This window comes from Variovorax sp. GW531-E2 (assembly GCF_059423125.1).
Window position 1 is genome coordinate 52,336 of the sequence record NZ_JBWKXQ010000037.1, and the last position, 14,236, is coordinate 66,571.

The following is a 14,236-nucleotide window of genomic DNA, read 5'->3' on the forward strand; positions in this document are numbered from 1 at the left end:
GTTCTTCGCATCGGAAATATGGTTCCCAAATAGGCATTTGCGGTAATATCTTTCCGTGGACAAGCAGGAACTCATCACCGCCCTCACGGCGCGTCGCGGGGCCACCGGCCTCACGAACGCCGAGATCGCCCTGCGTTCGGGGCTCACCGAGCGCTCGGTGCGCAATGCCCTGAGCCTGAAGGGCAATCCGCAGCTGTCGTCGCTGCTTGCGCTGGTCGATGCGCTGGGGCTCGAACTGCAGCTCGCGCCCAAGGGCTTCGGCGAAGGCACGGCCGTCGATCCCGGCTACCGCCCGGTCGCCACGCGCGTCGGCCGGGCGCTGGCCGAAGCGCCTGCCGCGCCGCCCTACGTGCGGGGCCGCCGCTCGCCGCCATGAACGTCAAGATCCTCGAGATTTCGCTCGGCGCGCACCGCCTCGGCAAGCTGTTCCAGTACGCAGACCTGTGCCGTTTCGTGGCGGAACCCGAACTGATCGCCAACCCGCCGCCCGGCGTGCTTTCGCTGTCGATGGTCGCGAGCGACCCGACGGCCCAGGCCGCGTTGTGGAGCGACGTGAAGAACCCGCTGTTCAACGCCCAGGGCGGCCAGTTGCCTGGCTTCTTCCAGAACCTGCTGCCTGAAGGCGTGCTGCGCAGCCACATCGCGCAGTTGCGCGGTTGCCGCGAGAACGACCACTTCGAATTGCTGGCGGCCTGCGGCGGCGACCTGCCCGGCGCCGTGGCCGCGCGCCCGGTGTCGGTGGACCGCGGCACGCTGCAACGGCTCATCACGCAGGACCAGGACGCGCTCGAGATGTCGGTGGTCGAGCTGCCGATGCCGCAGGGCATCTCGGTCTCGGGCGTGCAGCCCAAGCTGGGCCTGCGCCGCCAGGGCGGGCGCTACGTGGCGCGCGTGCGCGCCGGCGCCAGCACGCGCGTGATAGCCAAGCTGCCGGTGGCCGGCCGGCCGCACATGCCGCAACTCGAGATGCTTTCGCTGCAGATGGCCGGCGTGGCGGGCGTCGAGGTGTGCCACGCCGAACTCGCACCGCTGTCGGCCATTGCGGCGGAGCACAGCTATGCGCTGCCGGACGAGCCCGAGTTCCTGGCCGTCACGCGCTTCGACCGCGATGGCGCGCGCCGCATCCACTTCGAAGATTTCGCGCAGGTGCTCGCGGTCGACCCGATGCACAAGTACAGCGGGAGCTACCTCGACATGGCGCTCGCGATGCGCGCCTTTCCGTCGCTGGGCGAAGACGCCGTGCTCGAACTGGTGCGCCGGCTCGTGGTCAACGACCTGCTGGGCAACCCGGATGCCCACCTGAAGAACTTCGGCGTGCTGTACCCCGACGGCATCGCACCACGGTTGGCGCCGGCCTATGACATCGTGGCCTATGCGGCGCTGCAGGGCGTCGAGGGCCATGCACTGCCTCTGCTGCCGGCCCCAGTGAGCGCCACCGCGGCCCGTCGCACCGCGATGTTTACGCCGGCCAATGTGCGCGCGTTCTGTTTCTCGGCTGGCTTGCACGAGCCGCGCATGCGACGCGTGGTGGCCGACACGGCCCGCCTCGCGCGCGACCAGTGGCCCGCGATGATCGACGCGTCGGCACTGCCGGCCCCGTGGAAGAAACGGCTGCAGCAGCGCCTGCAGGCACATCCCTTGCTGCAGGGCATGAGCAAGCGGGGTCGCTAGCCACAGTGGTGCGACAGGCGACCCCTAGAATGAATCCGCCCTCCTCCACCCCTCAACCCATTCGAGGCAGCAACCACTCATGAGCTCCATCAACTTCATCGGCGGCGAAAAAGGCGGTGTCGGCAAATCGGTCACGGCCCGCGTGCTGGCCCAGTACTTCATCGATCGCAGCCGACCTTTCACCGGCTTCGACACCGACCGTTCGCACAGCTCCTTCACGCGCTTCTACGAGGGCTTTGCCTCGCCCGTGGTGGTCGACAGCTTCGAAGGCCTGGACACAGTGGTGAACGGCTTCGAGACCAACCCGAAGCAGAGCGTGATCGTCGACCTTGCAGCGCAAACGCTGGCGCCGCTGTCGCGCTGGATCAAGGAATCCGACCTGTTCGATGTGTTCGAGGAGATCGACGTCACGGTCAACTTCTGGCACGTGCTGGACGACGGCAAGGACTCCACCGACCTGCTCGGCACGCTGATCGACACCTTCGGCAACCGGCCCAACTACATCGTGGTGCAGAACTACGGGCGCGGCAGCGACTTCGGAATGCTGCTGGCGTCGCAATCGCTGTCGAAGGCCAATGCGAATGGCGCGCGCGTGATTGCCTTGCCGCGCCTGCATGAGGCCAGCATGCGCAAGATCGATGCGCAGAACACGAGTTTCTGGAAGGCGGTGAACGACCGCGAAGGGCCACATGCGCTTGGATTGCTGGAACGGCAGCGCGTGAAGTCTTGGCTGGCTACGGCTTACGCTGCGTTCGATACGCTGCCTCTCTAGGCCTTTTGGGAGCGCCCGACAGGCGGTACGGCGTGGTCGGCCCCACTGTACCGGCCGCTTCGCGGCTCCCCTGCGGTGCTCGCGTTTCGCGGGGTCTCGCAGAACTCGCTCCACTGCGTTGCGCTCAAACAGCTGCGAGCCCTGATCCGCGAAACGCTGCGCTCCTCGGCGGCACAGAGGGGCCGCCCACCCCGCACCGCCAGCCTGGCTCAGGGGTGAAGTGGATGCCGCGCCCTTCGCAGGGAAGAACGAGCCGGCAGGGTCTCAGATCATTCCGCCGTTGATCGAGATCACCTGACCCGTGATGTACGCGGCTTCATCGCCTGCCAGGAACGCCGCCAGCGCCGCCACTTCCTGCGGCGTTCCGGCGCGCTTCACGGGCACCATCTGGTTGATGAGCGCGGGGTCGAACACCGCATCGGCCATCGGCGACGCGATGATCCCCGGCGCGATCGCATTCACGGTCACGCCGCGCGACGCCACTTCGAGCGACAGCGCCTTGGTCGCGCTGTTCAGCGCGCCCTTGGCCGCAGCGTAGTTCACCTGCCCCTTGTTCCCCGCAATGGCGGCGACGGACGAGATGTTCAGCACGCGACCCCAGCGGGTGCGCATCATCGGCAGCAGCAGCGGCTGGGTCACGCGGAAGAAGCCGTTGAGCGACACGTCGATCACCTTGTGCCATTGCTCCGCGCGCATGCCGGGCAGCACGGCGTCGTCGTGCACGCCGGCGTTGTTGACGAGGATCTGCACCGCGCCGCCTTCGAGGATGCGTGCGCAGCCGGCTGCGCAGGCCTCGTCGCTGCGCAGGTCGAACACGTGGCATTCCGCCTTGCCGCCGGCGGCGGTGATCGATGCGGCCAGTTGCTCGATCGCCTCGGGCCGCGAGTTGGCATGCAGCAGCACGGTGGCACCGTCGCGTGCAAAGCGCTCCGCCATGGCCGCGCCGAGCGCGCCGCTGGCGCCGGTGATCAGTGTGCGTTTTCCTTCGAAACTCATGACGGTGTGCTTCCCATGTCCGCCAGCGGCGTATTCAAGACCACCACGGCCCGGCCTTCGGCCAGCAGGCGGCCGTCGTCGGCCGCCACCGTGAATTCATACAAGACCTGCCGGTCGTCGCCGGACAGGCGCTTCGCGCGCACCTGCAACGCCCCGGCGATGTCGTCCAGCCGCGCCACCCCCAGCTTCACGTTGCGCGCACTGGCCAGGAAGCCGGCCGACGGCGTGCTGCCCTCGGCGGCCAGCAGGCCGCCGTGCAGCGCCATGGCCTGCGCCGCGTATTCGATGGCGTTCGGCGCGAGCAGGCCGCTTTCGGTGCGCAGCGGGTTGTCCGCCTGGCTGTGCGTCGTGGTGCTGCAATGGATCGATTCGGCGTCCCAGCCCTCGAGGCGTTCCAGCAGGCACATGCTGCCGCTGTGCGGAATGCGCGCGGCAATGCCCGCGCGGTCGAGCGTCTGCGGTGCCGTCAAGCGGCAGTCTCCAGGTCGGCCACCAGCAGCACGTTGGCAAACGGCGTGCCTTCGCTCATCGGCATGCTTTGCACGCGGAAACCCAGGCGCTGCAGCAGCGCAGTCCATTCAGTCAGTGGCCGGCCCCAGGTCGGCGAGACCTTGTGGCCGCGAATACGCGTCACGGTGCGATCGACCCACTGGCTGATCGCGAAACCGCGCGTGCTCGACGCGTCGCCCACGCGCAGCAGCAGGCGCGCCTTCGGGTTGCCGCCACGGCGCAGCGCGTCGCGCACGCGGGTCAAAACACCCTCTTGCGCGGCGAGGTCCACGTAGTGCAGCACGTCGAGGATCACGACCAGGTCGCAGTCGGGCAAGGCGGCCGAGCACATGTCGGCGCACACCAGCCGCGGCGTCGGCTTCAGGTGGCCGACCGATGCCTCGGCGCGCGCCACGTCCTTGGGCATCAGCTCGATGCCCGTGTAGTCCGCGGCGGCCGGCGTGGCGGCCCATGAGGCCGGCCAGCGTCCTTGCTGCTGCATCGTGCTCATCGAGGCCAGCAGGCTCACGAAGAGGCCCTGCCCGCAGCCGATGTCGACCACGCGCCGGTGCTGCGCGTCGATCAGGCCGCGTTCGAGCAGCCCGCGGAACACCGGGTCGCGTCCGAGCTTGCCGCGCGCGAACTGCCAGGCGAAGGTGCCGCCCTTCTTGTAGGGGACGGTCGCGGCTTCGTGCAGCTCGCGCCAGGCTTGGTCGGTGGTCATCGTCGATGGCATCACGGCGCTCATGCGGTCTTCAATCCTTCAGGCAGGGTCACGGCGCGCAATCCATCGGTGCGCAGGCGTTGGAGCAACAAGGGCAGGACTTCCAGCAAGACGGGTTGCCCCGCCGCGGTGCGCGCGGCATTGCCGTCGTGCAGCAGCAGGATGTCGCGCGCCTGCAGATGGCGGGCGAGGCGCGCCATCACCTTGGCGGCGTCGCCTTCGCGGGTGTCGAAACCGCGCCGCGTCCAGCTCACGAGCGAGAGGCCGAGGCGGTGCAGCACGGGTTCGAGGAAAGGGTTGCGCAGGCCGGCGGGCGCGCGGAAACAGGTCGGGCGCTGGCCGGTCACGTCGGTCAGGATGTCCTGCGCGCGCGCGATCTCTGCCGCGAAGCCGCGCGGGCCGAGGAAGGAGAAGTTGTGCCGATGTCGCGCCGTGTGGTTCTGGATGCTGTGGCCGCGCGCGACGATCTCGCGCGCCAGCGCGGGATGCGCCAGCACGCGCTCGGCGATACAGAAGAAGGTGGCGCGCTGGCCGTGGGCGTCCAGCAGGTCGAGCACGCGGGGCGTGACCTCGGGCTCGGGCCCGTCGTCGATGGTGATCGCCACCTCGCGACGCGCAGCGGCGGCTTCAGGCAGGCGCGTGACGTTCGGGCCGAGCAGGTTGCTGCGCGGCGTGAGCCCGGCGCCGGTGATCAGCGCATGGTTCAGCACCACAGCGCCAAGCGCCCAGGGCCATGCGCCCGGCACCAGCACGCCCGCGCCCAACGCGGCCACATGCACGGCCGCGCTGGCGCGCATGGCCGGCGGCCAGGGCCAGGATTCGGAGGCGGCAGAACGGGTGGAAGGGGCGGAAGGCGACGACATGGTGGGCCCGGATTTTCCCATCAGCGCGGACGCTGTGGGCTCGGGCCCTTCCCGGGCGCCACGTTGCGCGCGAACGCGGCCGACAGCAGCAGCGCCAGCAAGGCACCCGGCGCGACCACGCGGCCGATCGACGACAGCGCCGGAATGTCCGAGATCGCGATCAGCCCGAATGACACCACCGTCGTGAGGTTGGCCAGCATCAGCGAGGCCAGCGTGTCTTCGTCGGCGCGCCCGGTCGTGCGCAGCTGGTCGAAGAAGAGCGCGTAGTTCGATCCCACGGCGACGATCAGCAGCAGCCCCACGAGGTGCAGGATGCCGAGCGCCGCCTGCGCCAGCGCCATACCACCCAGCGTGAGCACCACCGCGAACAGCAGCGGCTGGCACACGGCCAGCAGCCGGCGCCACGAGCGCAGGTACACGCCCAGCAACACCACCACCGCCAGCGCGCCCAGCAGCACCTGCACGAAGGCCTCGTGCAGGTAGCGCTGGTAGAGGCCGCCGAGTTCGCGACCGACGTCCACCACCTGCACTTCGGGCAGACCGGCCAGCGCCTCCTCGAGGCGCGCCTGTTCGAAGCCCGGGCCGGGATGCAGCACGACCAGTGTGGACCAGCCACCACCCGGTCGCTCGTACATCAGCGTGTTGACCACCGAGCCCAGCGGGCCGCCCATGAGGTCGGCGCGCTGCACGGGCGCTTGCTTGCGCGCGGCCTCCACGTCGGCCACGAAGGGACCGAGGCGCGAGGCCGGCAGCGGCAGGCCCTTGGTCGCCTCGGCCAGGTTGGCGCGCAGCGTGTCGGCGTCGGGCAGGCTGGCCTGGCGCGCCGTTTGCGCGGCCACGCTGGGCAGCACGCGGGTCACGGCTTCGTAGCCGCTGAGCTCGCCCTTGTCGACCAACGCATCGAGACGCGCGGCCGCGGCCTCGGTGTGGCGCAGTGCGGCCTGTTCGTCGTCGCCGAAGGCCACCACGAGCACGCCGCCGTCGCTGGCGCCGATGTCCTTGCGCAGCATCTCGTCGAGCTGCTGGGCCGAGCGCGGCACGGGGCTCATCGCGCTCAGGTCAGCGCGCCACAGGTGGCCGCCCTGCCACAGCACCAGCGCGAGCGCCGCCACGCCGAGCGCCGCCAGCGGCCAGCGCAGGCGCGGCAGGCCGCGCACCAGCAGGCCGGCCAAGCGCGCCATGTGCCGGCGCATGCCCATGCCGGTCGCGCCATCGGGTGCCAGCACGGGCAGCACGTAGCGCGTGGCGAGCGCGGCCGACACCAGCCCGGCGATCGAAAACACGCCCAGCTGCGCCAGCCCCGGAAAGCCCGAGAACACCAGCGCCGCAAAGCCGCACACGGAGGTCAGCAGGCCCAGCCGCACGGTAGGCCAGTGCACTTCGCGCCAGCGCTGCCAGCCGGTGCCGGCCACGGCCGCGCCGCGTGCCTGGATCAGGTAGTAGATGGCGTAGTCGACCGTCTCGCCGATCAGCGTGCTGCCGAAGCCCAGCGTGAGCCCGTGCACCGAGCCGAACACGAGGCTGACCGACGCGGTGCCGACCACCACGCCCGTGGCCACCGGCAGGAAGGCGATGACCAGCGCGCGCGGCGAAGCAAAAGCCAGCAGCAACAGCACGCTCATCACGATGCCGCCCACCACCGCGAGGTGGATGGCTTCGGTCTTGATCTTTTCGCGGCTCATGACCGAGAACACGGGCGGTCCGCTCAACAACAGCTTCGGCGCAGCCTCGCCCATGCCACGCGCGGCGGATTCGTAGGCTGCCTGCACGCGGGCGATGGCGACGGCCTGCGCATCGAGGTCGCCGCCGGCCGCGCGCGTGGTGGCGATCATGAGCGCACGCGGCGCCTCGCGCGACATCCAGACGCCGGCCTCGCTGCGCGGCGCGCTGGCCGGCACCAGCTCCATCGCGATGCGCTGGGTCTCGCCCGTCGGGTCGCTGTCGAGCAAGGGCTTGATCGCGTTGCCGGCCGGCGTGCCGAGCATCGACAGCGTGTCGACGATGGCCTCGCGCAGCCCTTCGGCGGTGAACTGCCCCGGCATCACGCCGGACGACAGCTGGTAGCGGTGCTGGAACACCCAGGTGCCGGCCTCGCTCCAATCGCTCACGTCGCCGTTCTGCACCAGGTCGAAGAGCTGGCTCTCGCGCATCGCCTTGCCGACGGCGCGCGAGACCTCCGCGCGCTGTTCGACGCTGCCGCCCTCGAAGCCCAGCATCAGCGTGCGCGAGGCGACGCCGCTTTGCAGCTGCTCGATCAGCACGCGCTGACGCAGGTCGGGGCTCTTGGGGAGAAAGGCCGACAGGTCGGCGCCGATCTGGGTGCGCGCGATGACGACCGCGCCGAGGGCCACGACCAGCAGCCACGCCAGCAGGACGACGATGCGACGCGACCACCCCGGCGGCCCGCCCGCCTGCGCCAGGCTCACGGCGTCGCGCGCCCGGGGGCGCCGGCCGGCACCGCCGACGGCGGTGCATTGGGCGAAATGTGCATGACCGAGCGGTCGCCGCCCACGAACTCCATCTCCAGCCCCAGCACCTCGCTGTTGCGGCCGGTGATGCGCATGCTGCGCACCTGCGCGGCCAGCCGGCTGTCGTTGGGCGTGAGGTCGAGCGTCCACTTGCCGGCGGCGCCGGTCACGGTGCTCTTGAAGTAGCGCTGCAACGTGGCGCCGTCGCCACTCAGCGTGCCGCGCATGGCTTCGACCAGGCCCAGCAACTCGGGCATGCTGTCCAGTGCCAGCGTGCGATTGCGGTTGCCGCGCGACAGGGTCAGCGTGTTGCCGTCGACGGACATGGTCTCGATGCGCGGCGACAGCGTGCGGCGCACCAGCTTGTCGGGCGCCTCGAAGCTCAGCGTGCCGCTCGCGTCGAGCGGGCCTTCGAGGCCGTGCACGAAGCGTTGTTCGGTGAAGCGCGCCTCGCCGCTCTTCTGCCGGGCCAGCAGGCCCATCAGTTCGGGCAGGTCGAACGCCGCCCAGGCCGGCGCGGCACAGAAAGCCACCGCCAGCACCACCACCCTGCAAAGCCGATCAAGCCGCATCTTCGAGCCAGAAATCATGAAAGTTGAACCAGTTGTACGGGTAGGCGCGGCACAGCGCCTCAAGGCGGGCCACATAGGCTTCGACCGCGCTTCGGATGCGGCGTTCACGCTCCGCGGCGTCGACGAACGGCGTGCCGAAGTCGGCCAGCGGGTCGAACCGGACATCGTAGCGGGCACCGCCGCCGTACATGCCGGCCATGAAGAACACCTTGCGGCGCAGCAGCGCCGCAAGCCGGAACGGCCCGTCGTTGAAGACGGCCGGCTGCCCCAGGAAAGGCAGCACGATGTTGTTGCCGCGCTGGTTTGCCGGCTGCTCCTCGCTGCCCGGCAGGGTGCGGTCGGCCAGCATGCCGCCGAGGCCGCCGCCGTCGAGCCAATCGCGCAGCGCGAGCATGGAATGCGGCCGGCCCAGCGCGATCACGTGGGGCCGCATCTCGGGCAGCGCGATGGCGTTCAGGATGGCGGTGATGCGCTGCGCGTTGTCCGGGTACATCAGCATCGCCAGCCGCATGCGGTTCTGGTGCTTTTGCTGCTTGCAGGCGCCGAGCACCTCGAAGCTGCCGATGTGGGCGCCGAGCAGGAAGGCGCCCCGCCCTTCGGCCGCCTCGGCCTCGATCGGGGCGTTGCCTTCGATCTTCAGCTTGAACAGGTCCATGCGCCCGCGCAGGAAGTACACGCGGTCGAGCACGGTGGAGGAAAACGCGTGCAGCAGGCGATAGCCGTCGACCCAGCCCGCGCGCGGGCCGATGGCCCGGAACAGGTAGCGCTTGATGTAGCGGCGCGGCGCCGGCGCGAACAGCAGGAAGTACAGGCTGATCGGCGGCAGCAGCAGCCGCGTGACGTGCCGTCCGCACACCAGCGCCATCAGGCAGATGAAGCGCAGCGCCAGCATGTTGCTGCGCTCGGGCGCGCGCGCCCAGTCGCCCTGCTGGGCCGCCGGGCGGGCGGTCTGCCGCGCCGCTTCGTCCACGGCGCGCGTTTCGGCGTCGGTGTGCTTCATCCCGCCGACTCTGGCACAGCCGTCCAGCGGCCGGTGACAGCCGCCACGCCGTCACAGCGCACGTCGAAACGCACGCCGCGGCCGGTGCCGGCCTCGGGATGCAGCTCGATGGACAGCGTGCTGCCGGGGCGCACGGGCGCCAGGAACTTGGCGGCCGCGAGCGTCGGGCTCGGGCCGAGCCGTGCCGACAGCGCCGGCACGCGCCGCACGACCTCCATGACCTCGGCCAGCAGCAATGCGCCGGGCACCAGCGGCTGTCCGGGGAAATGGCCGGCAAAGGCCGGATGGTCGACCGGCACCGTGTGCGCCATCTGCACCGGCGTCTGGTCGTCGGCCAGCTGCGCCAGCGCAAATTCGCGCAGCGCCCGCACCGTGAGCTTGCCCGTGCCTTCGCGCGGAAAGGCCTTGACCTGCACCACGCGGCGCGGCACGAACACCGGCTCCAGCCGTTGCCGCAGTGCAGCAATGATGTCCGCCGCCGACAGCGTGGGCGCGACCACGAACGCCGCCGGCCGCACCACGCCGTCGGCCACCTCGTCGGGCAGCCAGAAGGCGCCGTCCTCGACACCCGCGATGCTGTTCAGGTGGTAGTTCAGGTGCGCGAGCGAACTGCGCCGGCCAGCGACGTGGATCAGGTCGTTGGCACGGCCGAACAGGCGAAAGCGCCGTGCGTCCAGCAGTTCGAGCACGTCGGCCATGGGCGTCGGTTCGGGAATGAAATCGCCGCTGAAGATGAAGCGCTCGGGACCGTCACCCTCCCCCGGCTGTGCATGCACGCGGATCTCGCCGAAGGTTTCCCAGATTTCGCTCTCGGTCGTGCGGCGCGTGGCCACCTGGCCCGATTCGGTGCTGCCGTAGATTTCGAGCAGCACGCCGCCCAGCGCCTGCTCGGCCTGCGCGGCCAGTTGCGGCGACAGCGGCGCGGTGGCAGACAGGATCAGGTCGACCGGTGGCAGCTCGATGCCCGACAGCAGCAGCGTCTTCAGATGGAACGGCGTGGTCACCAGCGCGCGCGGCCGCGGCACCGAGGCCAACGCCTTCGCCACGTCGGCCGGAAAGAACGGCCGACCGGTTTCGAACGCGGCGCCGCCGAGCATCGCGAGCAGCACCGACGACTCCAGGCCGTAGCTGTGCTGCACCGGCACGGTCGCCACCAGCGTGAGCCCTTCGAGCGTGGGCCGCTGCAGCACACGGCACAGCCGCTCGACCGCCACTTCGACGTCGCCGACCAGCGTGCGCCAGGCCTTGGCATGCGGTTGCGGCACGCCGGTGGAGCCCGACGTGAGCAGGCTGGCCGCATGCCGGCCGCCGTCGATGGCGGGCACGGGCGCATCGCCGGCCGGGCCGGGCACGGCCTCGACCTGCAGGCGCCGCATGCCGGGCGTCTCGAGCTTGGCGTCGTCGGTCAGCGCGAACAGGTGGGCGCCGCCGGTTTCGGTCAGGCGCGCCAGCGTGTCCGGCCGCGCGTCGGGCGGCAGCAGGCTGGCATGGCCGCGCACCAGCGCGGCGCCCAGGCTCACGGCGAAGGCGTAGCGGTCGAGGCAGAGGTTGACGGCAGGCCCTTCGGCGGGCAGCGCGGGCGCCAGGCGCGCGACGTCGGCCAGGAACTGCCGCGTGCTGACCGGCTGGCCGGCGCGCCAGGCCAGGGGCGCGTCGGGGTTACGGTCCGCGAGCAGCGGCAGGAAGGAAGAAGAAGCGGTGTCGGGGGTCACGCGGGCTGCGCCTGTTTCATTGGCCGCCAGCGCCGTTGTCCACCGTCGAGGTGCCGTAGAACGCGCGCACCGCATCGACGAGGCGCGTGCGTTCGAATTCGGGATGCAGGCGGTAGCGCACGAGGTGCTCGCCCACGAAAAGCAGCGCCACGCTCAGCGGCGACAGCACGTTGGCCAGCAGCGACCAGGCCGAGAACGGCATCGTCAGGTAGACCACGATCGACGACACGACCACCACGGCGAAGTACACCGTCCACACCTGCGTCAGGTGCGTCGTGTACGACAGCATGTGCCCCTTCAGCGGGTGCACGCGCTGCGCGAACTGGGTGATCAGCGGTAGGCCCTTGCCGCGCAGCGTCGAGCCGAACCAGCCGCACAAGGCACCGTTGATGCCGATGTGCTGCAGCACGTACAGGCGGTTCGTGTCGCCCGCCTCACCGAGGAAGACGAGCGAGAAGCCGCCGATGCCCAGCGCCGCCGCAATGGCCAGGCCCCAGCGGCCGAACCAGCTGGCGGCGCAGCCCATGGCCGCGATCCACAACGGGCCGAGCAACACCACCACAGCCCAGGGCTCGGTGGCGTGGAACAGCGTCATCCAGTGGGAGAGGCCGGCATACGTGACCCCTACCAGCAGCAGGAGGACGAGTCGCCATCGGGACATGGATCAGGTGGCGCTGCGGTGCTCGGCGACGTGGGTCGCGAGCGTACGCAGCGACTGGAAGATCTGCTGGTTGCGCTCGTCGTCCGAGCGCAGCTGGAAACCGTAGCGGCGCGAGACTTCGAGCGCGACTTCGAGGATGTCGATGGAGTCGAGGCCCAGACCTTCGCCGTACAGCGGGTCGGTGGGAACGATCTCTTCAGGTGCGACCTCGAGATTGAGCGCGTTCACGAGCAACACGGCCAGCTCTTTTTCGATCGGCGACTGTTCGGATGCATCGCCAGTGGCGGGAATGGGGGGCTGAGCAGTCGATGACAAAAAAACCTCCTGAACTTTTTTCCTGAACGACCGTGCGGGGTCGTGAATTATAGGAGTGGCGGTTGATTAGACTGCGCGCTTCGATACGACCCGGAGCGCCCCATGGCCGACCCCCTTCTGATCGCACGCCACGACACCATCGAGTGCACCCTCCTGCCCGGCCTGGCCAACCGCCACGGCCTGATCACCGGCGCCACCGGCACCGGCAAGACCGTCTCGCTCCAGACCATCGCCGAACAACTGTCGAACATCGGCGTGCCGGTGTTCATGGCCGACGTCAAGGGCGACCTGACCGGCATCAGCCAGAAAGGCAGCGTCGGCGAGAAACTGGCCGCCACGCTCAAGGAACGCGGCATCGACGTGCCCGAGCCCGCCGCCTGCCCCGTCACGCTGTGGGACGTGTTCGGCGAACAGGGCCACCCGGTGCGCGCCACCGTGTCCGACATGGGCCCGCTGCTGCTGGGCCGCATGCTCGACGTGAACGAAACCCAGGCCGGCGTGCTGAACCTGGTGTTCAAGATCGCCGACGACAGCGGCATGCTGCTGCTCGACCTGAAAGACCTGCGCGCCATGCTGCAGTACGTGGGCGAGAACGCAAGCCAGTTCACCACCGAGTACGGCAATATCAGCGCCGCCAGCGTGGGGGCGATCCAGCGCGGCCTGCTGCAGATCGAGACCCAGGGCGGCGACAAGTTCTTCGGCGAGCCGATGCTCAACATCACCGACTTCATGCAGACGGTGGGCGGCAAGGGGGTGGTGAACATCCTGGCGGCCGACAAGCTCATGAACTCGCCGCGCCTGTACGCCACCTTCCTGCTGTGGATGCTGTCGGAGCTGTTCGAGCAACTGCCCGAAATCGGCGACCCCGAGAAGCCGAAGCTGGCCTTCTTCTTCGACGAGGCCCACCTGCTGTTCAACGAGGCACCCAAGGCGCTGGTCGAACGCATCGAACTCGTGGTGCGGCTGGTGCGCTCCAAGGGCGTCGGCGTGTATTTCGTCACGCAAAACCCGCTGGACATTCCCGATTCGGTGCTGGCCCAGCTGGGCAACCGGGTGCAGCACGCACTGCGCGCCTTCACCCCGCGCGACCAGAAGGCCGTGAAGGCCGCCGCCAGCACCATGCGCCAGAAGCCCGGCCTGGACATCGAGACCGCCATCACCGAACTGGCCGTGGGCGAGGCGCTGGTGAGCTTCCTGGACGCCAAGGGGCGCCCGAGCATCACCGAGCGCGTGTACGTGCTGCCGCCGGGCAGCCAGCTCGGCCCGATCACGCCCGAGCAGCGCAAGGCGCTGATCGCGGGCTCGCTGGTGGCGGGTGTGTACGAGAAGACGGTCGACCGCGAATCGGCCTACGAAAAGCTCAAGGGCCGCGCCGAGAGCGCCCCCGATGCGCCGGCCGCCGGCACCAAGGGCGGGGCCGCGGCGGAAGAATCGTCCGGCATGGGCGGCATGCTCAACGACATGCTCTTCGGCAGCACCGGCCCGCGCGGCGGCAAGCGCGACGGCCTCGTGCAGACCATGGCCAAGTCGGCGGTGCGCACCATGGGCACGTCGGTGGGCAAGGAGATCCTGCGCGGCGTGCTGGGCGGGATCTTCGGCAGCAAGAAGCGCTAAGAGAAAGCAGAAAGCGGCCGCGCTACCAGCGCAGCAGGCGCGGCCCCAGTGCCGCGCCCAGCAGCACCGGCACCGCGATCCCGCTCACGTACCAGACCGCGAGGAACGGCGCGGTCAGCTCCATGCAGTGCAGCGCGTAGACCGACGCGCCCACACCGCCGGCCAGCGCGCCGGCCGCGGCCCCGGCCAGCGCGGGCCGCGTCGGTGCCAGCCCCCGCAGCGCCACGAAGGTGGCCGCGAACACCGGCAGCGCCATGAAGCCGATGCTCAGGGCGCAGATGCGCCACGACTGGCCCATCAGCAAGGGCATGCGCTCCTCGATCGGCACCGAGAACCAGACGAACGCCGCCAGCCCCCAGACCCCCAACACCGGCAGCAC

15 protein-coding genes are annotated in these 14,236 nt (G+C 69.9%); 4 read left to right on the forward strand and 11 right to left on the reverse strand.

Annotated features, from left to right (window positions below; genetic code table 11):
- The first annotated feature begins 55 nt into the window (after positions 1 to 55).
- The 3 genes from AC07XP_RS20705 (at position 56) to AC07XP_RS20715 (ending at position 2,443) form a co-directional block, all read left to right on the forward strand.
- Positions 56 to 376: a helix-turn-helix domain-containing protein gene (locus tag AC07XP_RS20705; RefSeq protein ID WP_070060699.1), complete on the forward strand. Its 321-nt coding sequence runs from the start codon at positions 56 to 58 to the stop codon at positions 374 to 376.
- Positions 373 to 1,671: a type II toxin-antitoxin system HipA family toxin gene (locus AC07XP_RS20710; RefSeq protein ID WP_495265719.1), complete on the forward strand. Its 1,299-nt coding sequence runs from the start codon at positions 373 to 375 to the stop codon at positions 1,669 to 1,671. The genes AC07XP_RS20705 and AC07XP_RS20710 overlap by 4 nt, the downstream gene beginning before the upstream one ends.
- Before the next feature lie 79 nt (positions 1,672 to 1,750).
- Positions 1,751 to 2,443, forward strand: a complete 693-nt coding sequence (locus AC07XP_RS20715) for a P-loop NTPase family protein (protein WP_062471226.1) — start codon at positions 1,751 to 1,753, stop codon at positions 2,441 to 2,443.
- 264 nt (positions 2,444 to 2,707) lie between these two features.
- Here the strand turns inward: AC07XP_RS20715 and fabG are convergent, their stop codons facing one another.
- From fabG to AC07XP_RS20765, 10 genes are read right to left on the reverse strand one after another with little or no spacing between them, the layout of a single operon-like run.
- Positions 2,708 to 3,439, reverse strand: a complete 732-nt coding sequence (gene fabG / locus AC07XP_RS20720; RefSeq protein WP_062471225.1) for a 3-oxoacyl-ACP reductase FabG — start codon at positions 3,437 to 3,439, stop codon at positions 2,708 to 2,710.
- Complete coding sequence (locus AC07XP_RS20725) at positions 3,436 to 3,909, reverse strand: hotdog family protein (RefSeq protein WP_492696325.1); 474 nt, start codon at positions 3,907 to 3,909, stop codon at positions 3,436 to 3,438. The genes fabG and AC07XP_RS20725 overlap by 4 nt, the downstream gene beginning before the upstream one ends.
- A complete protein-coding gene (locus tag AC07XP_RS20730; RefSeq protein WP_495265720.1) occupies positions 3,906 to 4,676 on the reverse strand; it encodes a class I SAM-dependent methyltransferase in 771 nt (256 codons plus the stop codon). The genes AC07XP_RS20725 and AC07XP_RS20730 overlap by 4 nt, the downstream gene beginning before the upstream one ends.
- Positions 4,673 to 5,536, reverse strand: coding sequence for a polysaccharide deacetylase family protein (locus AC07XP_RS20735; protein ID WP_062471219.1), 864 nt, complete (start codon positions 5,534 to 5,536; stop codon positions 4,673 to 4,675). Before AC07XP_RS20735 ends, AC07XP_RS20730 begins: the two co-directional genes overlap by 4 nt.
- A complete protein-coding gene (locus AC07XP_RS20740) occupies positions 5,536 to 7,941 on the reverse strand; it encodes an MMPL family transporter (protein WP_495265721.1) in 2,406 nt (801 codons plus the stop codon). Before AC07XP_RS20740 ends, AC07XP_RS20735 begins: the two co-directional genes overlap by 1 nt.
- Complete coding sequence (locus tag AC07XP_RS20745; protein ID WP_495265722.1) at positions 7,938 to 8,573, reverse strand: LolA-related protein; 636 nt, start codon at positions 8,571 to 8,573, stop codon at positions 7,938 to 7,940. The genes AC07XP_RS20740 and AC07XP_RS20745 overlap by 4 nt, the downstream gene beginning before the upstream one ends.
- Complete coding sequence (locus AC07XP_RS20750) at positions 8,545 to 9,555, reverse strand: lysophospholipid acyltransferase family protein (RefSeq protein ID WP_144004381.1); 1,011 nt, start codon at positions 9,553 to 9,555, stop codon at positions 8,545 to 8,547. Before AC07XP_RS20750 ends, AC07XP_RS20745 begins: the two co-directional genes overlap by 29 nt.
- Positions 9,552 to 11,267 carry an AMP-binding protein gene (locus AC07XP_RS20755; RefSeq protein WP_495265723.1) on the reverse strand — a complete coding sequence of 572 codons (1,716 nt, stop codon included), beginning with the start codon at positions 11,265 to 11,267 and terminating at the stop codon, positions 9,552 to 9,554. Before AC07XP_RS20755 ends, AC07XP_RS20750 begins: the two co-directional genes overlap by 4 nt.
- Positions 11,268 to 11,283: 16 nt before the next feature.
- Positions 11,284 to 11,928, reverse strand: a complete 645-nt coding sequence (locus AC07XP_RS20760) for a COG4648 family protein (protein ID WP_070060740.1) — start codon at positions 11,926 to 11,928, stop codon at positions 11,284 to 11,286.
- A gap of 3 nt (positions 11,929 to 11,931) precedes the next feature.
- The gene (locus tag AC07XP_RS20765) at positions 11,932 to 12,243 is read right to left on the reverse strand and encodes a phosphopantetheine-binding protein (protein ID WP_062482694.1); all 312 of its coding nucleotides are present in this window, start codon (positions 12,241 to 12,243) and stop codon (positions 11,932 to 11,934) included.
- Between the two features lie 102 nt (positions 12,244 to 12,345).
- On the opposite strand from AC07XP_RS20765, the gene AC07XP_RS20770 reads away from it, so the two are divergent.
- Entirely contained in the window at positions 12,346 to 13,857 is a 1,512-nt protein-coding gene (locus tag AC07XP_RS20770) for a helicase HerA-like C-terminal domain-containing protein (RefSeq protein WP_495265724.1), read from the forward strand.
- Positions 13,858 to 13,879: 22 nt separating this feature from the next.
- Here the strand turns inward: AC07XP_RS20770 and AC07XP_RS20775 are convergent.
- Positions 13,880 to 14,236, reverse strand: a 357-nt coding sequence (locus tag AC07XP_RS20775) for a DUF1109 domain-containing protein (protein WP_495265725.1), incomplete at its 5' end; no start/stop codon positions are given.

Bases quoted from the DNA above. Each gene is read 5' to 3' on its own strand.
- AC07XP_RS20770 (WP_495265724.1), top strand. From the start codon at position 12,346: ATGGCCGACCCCCTTCTGATCGCACGCCACGACACCATCGAGTGCACC.
- AC07XP_RS20730 (WP_495265720.1), bottom strand. From the start codon at position 4,676: ATGAGCGCCGTGATGCCATCGACGATGACCACCGACCAAGCCTGGCGC.
- AC07XP_RS20750 (WP_144004381.1), bottom strand. From the start codon at position 9,555: ATGAAGCACACCGACGCCGAAACGCGCGCCGTGGACGAAGCGGCGCGG.
- AC07XP_RS20715 (WP_062471226.1), top strand. From the start codon at position 1,751: ATGAGCTCCATCAACTTCATCGGCGGCGAAAAAGGCGGTGTCGGCAAA.
- AC07XP_RS20745 (WP_495265722.1), bottom strand. From the start codon at position 8,573: ATGATTTCTGGCTCGAAGATGCGGCTTGATCGGCTTTGCAGGGTGGTG.
- AC07XP_RS20710 (WP_495265719.1), top strand. From the start codon at position 373: ATGAACGTCAAGATCCTCGAGATTTCGCTCGGCGCGCACCGCCTCGGC.
- AC07XP_RS20760 (WP_070060740.1), bottom strand. From the start codon at position 11,928: ATGTCCCGATGGCGACTCGTCCTCCTGCTGCTGGTAGGGGTCACGTAT.
- AC07XP_RS20735 (WP_062471219.1), bottom strand. From the start codon at position 5,536: ATGGGAAAATCCGGGCCCACCATGTCGTCGCCTTCCGCCCCTTCCACC.
- fabG (WP_062471225.1), bottom strand. From the start codon at position 3,439: ATGAGTTTCGAAGGAAAACGCACACTGATCACCGGCGCCAGCGGCGCG.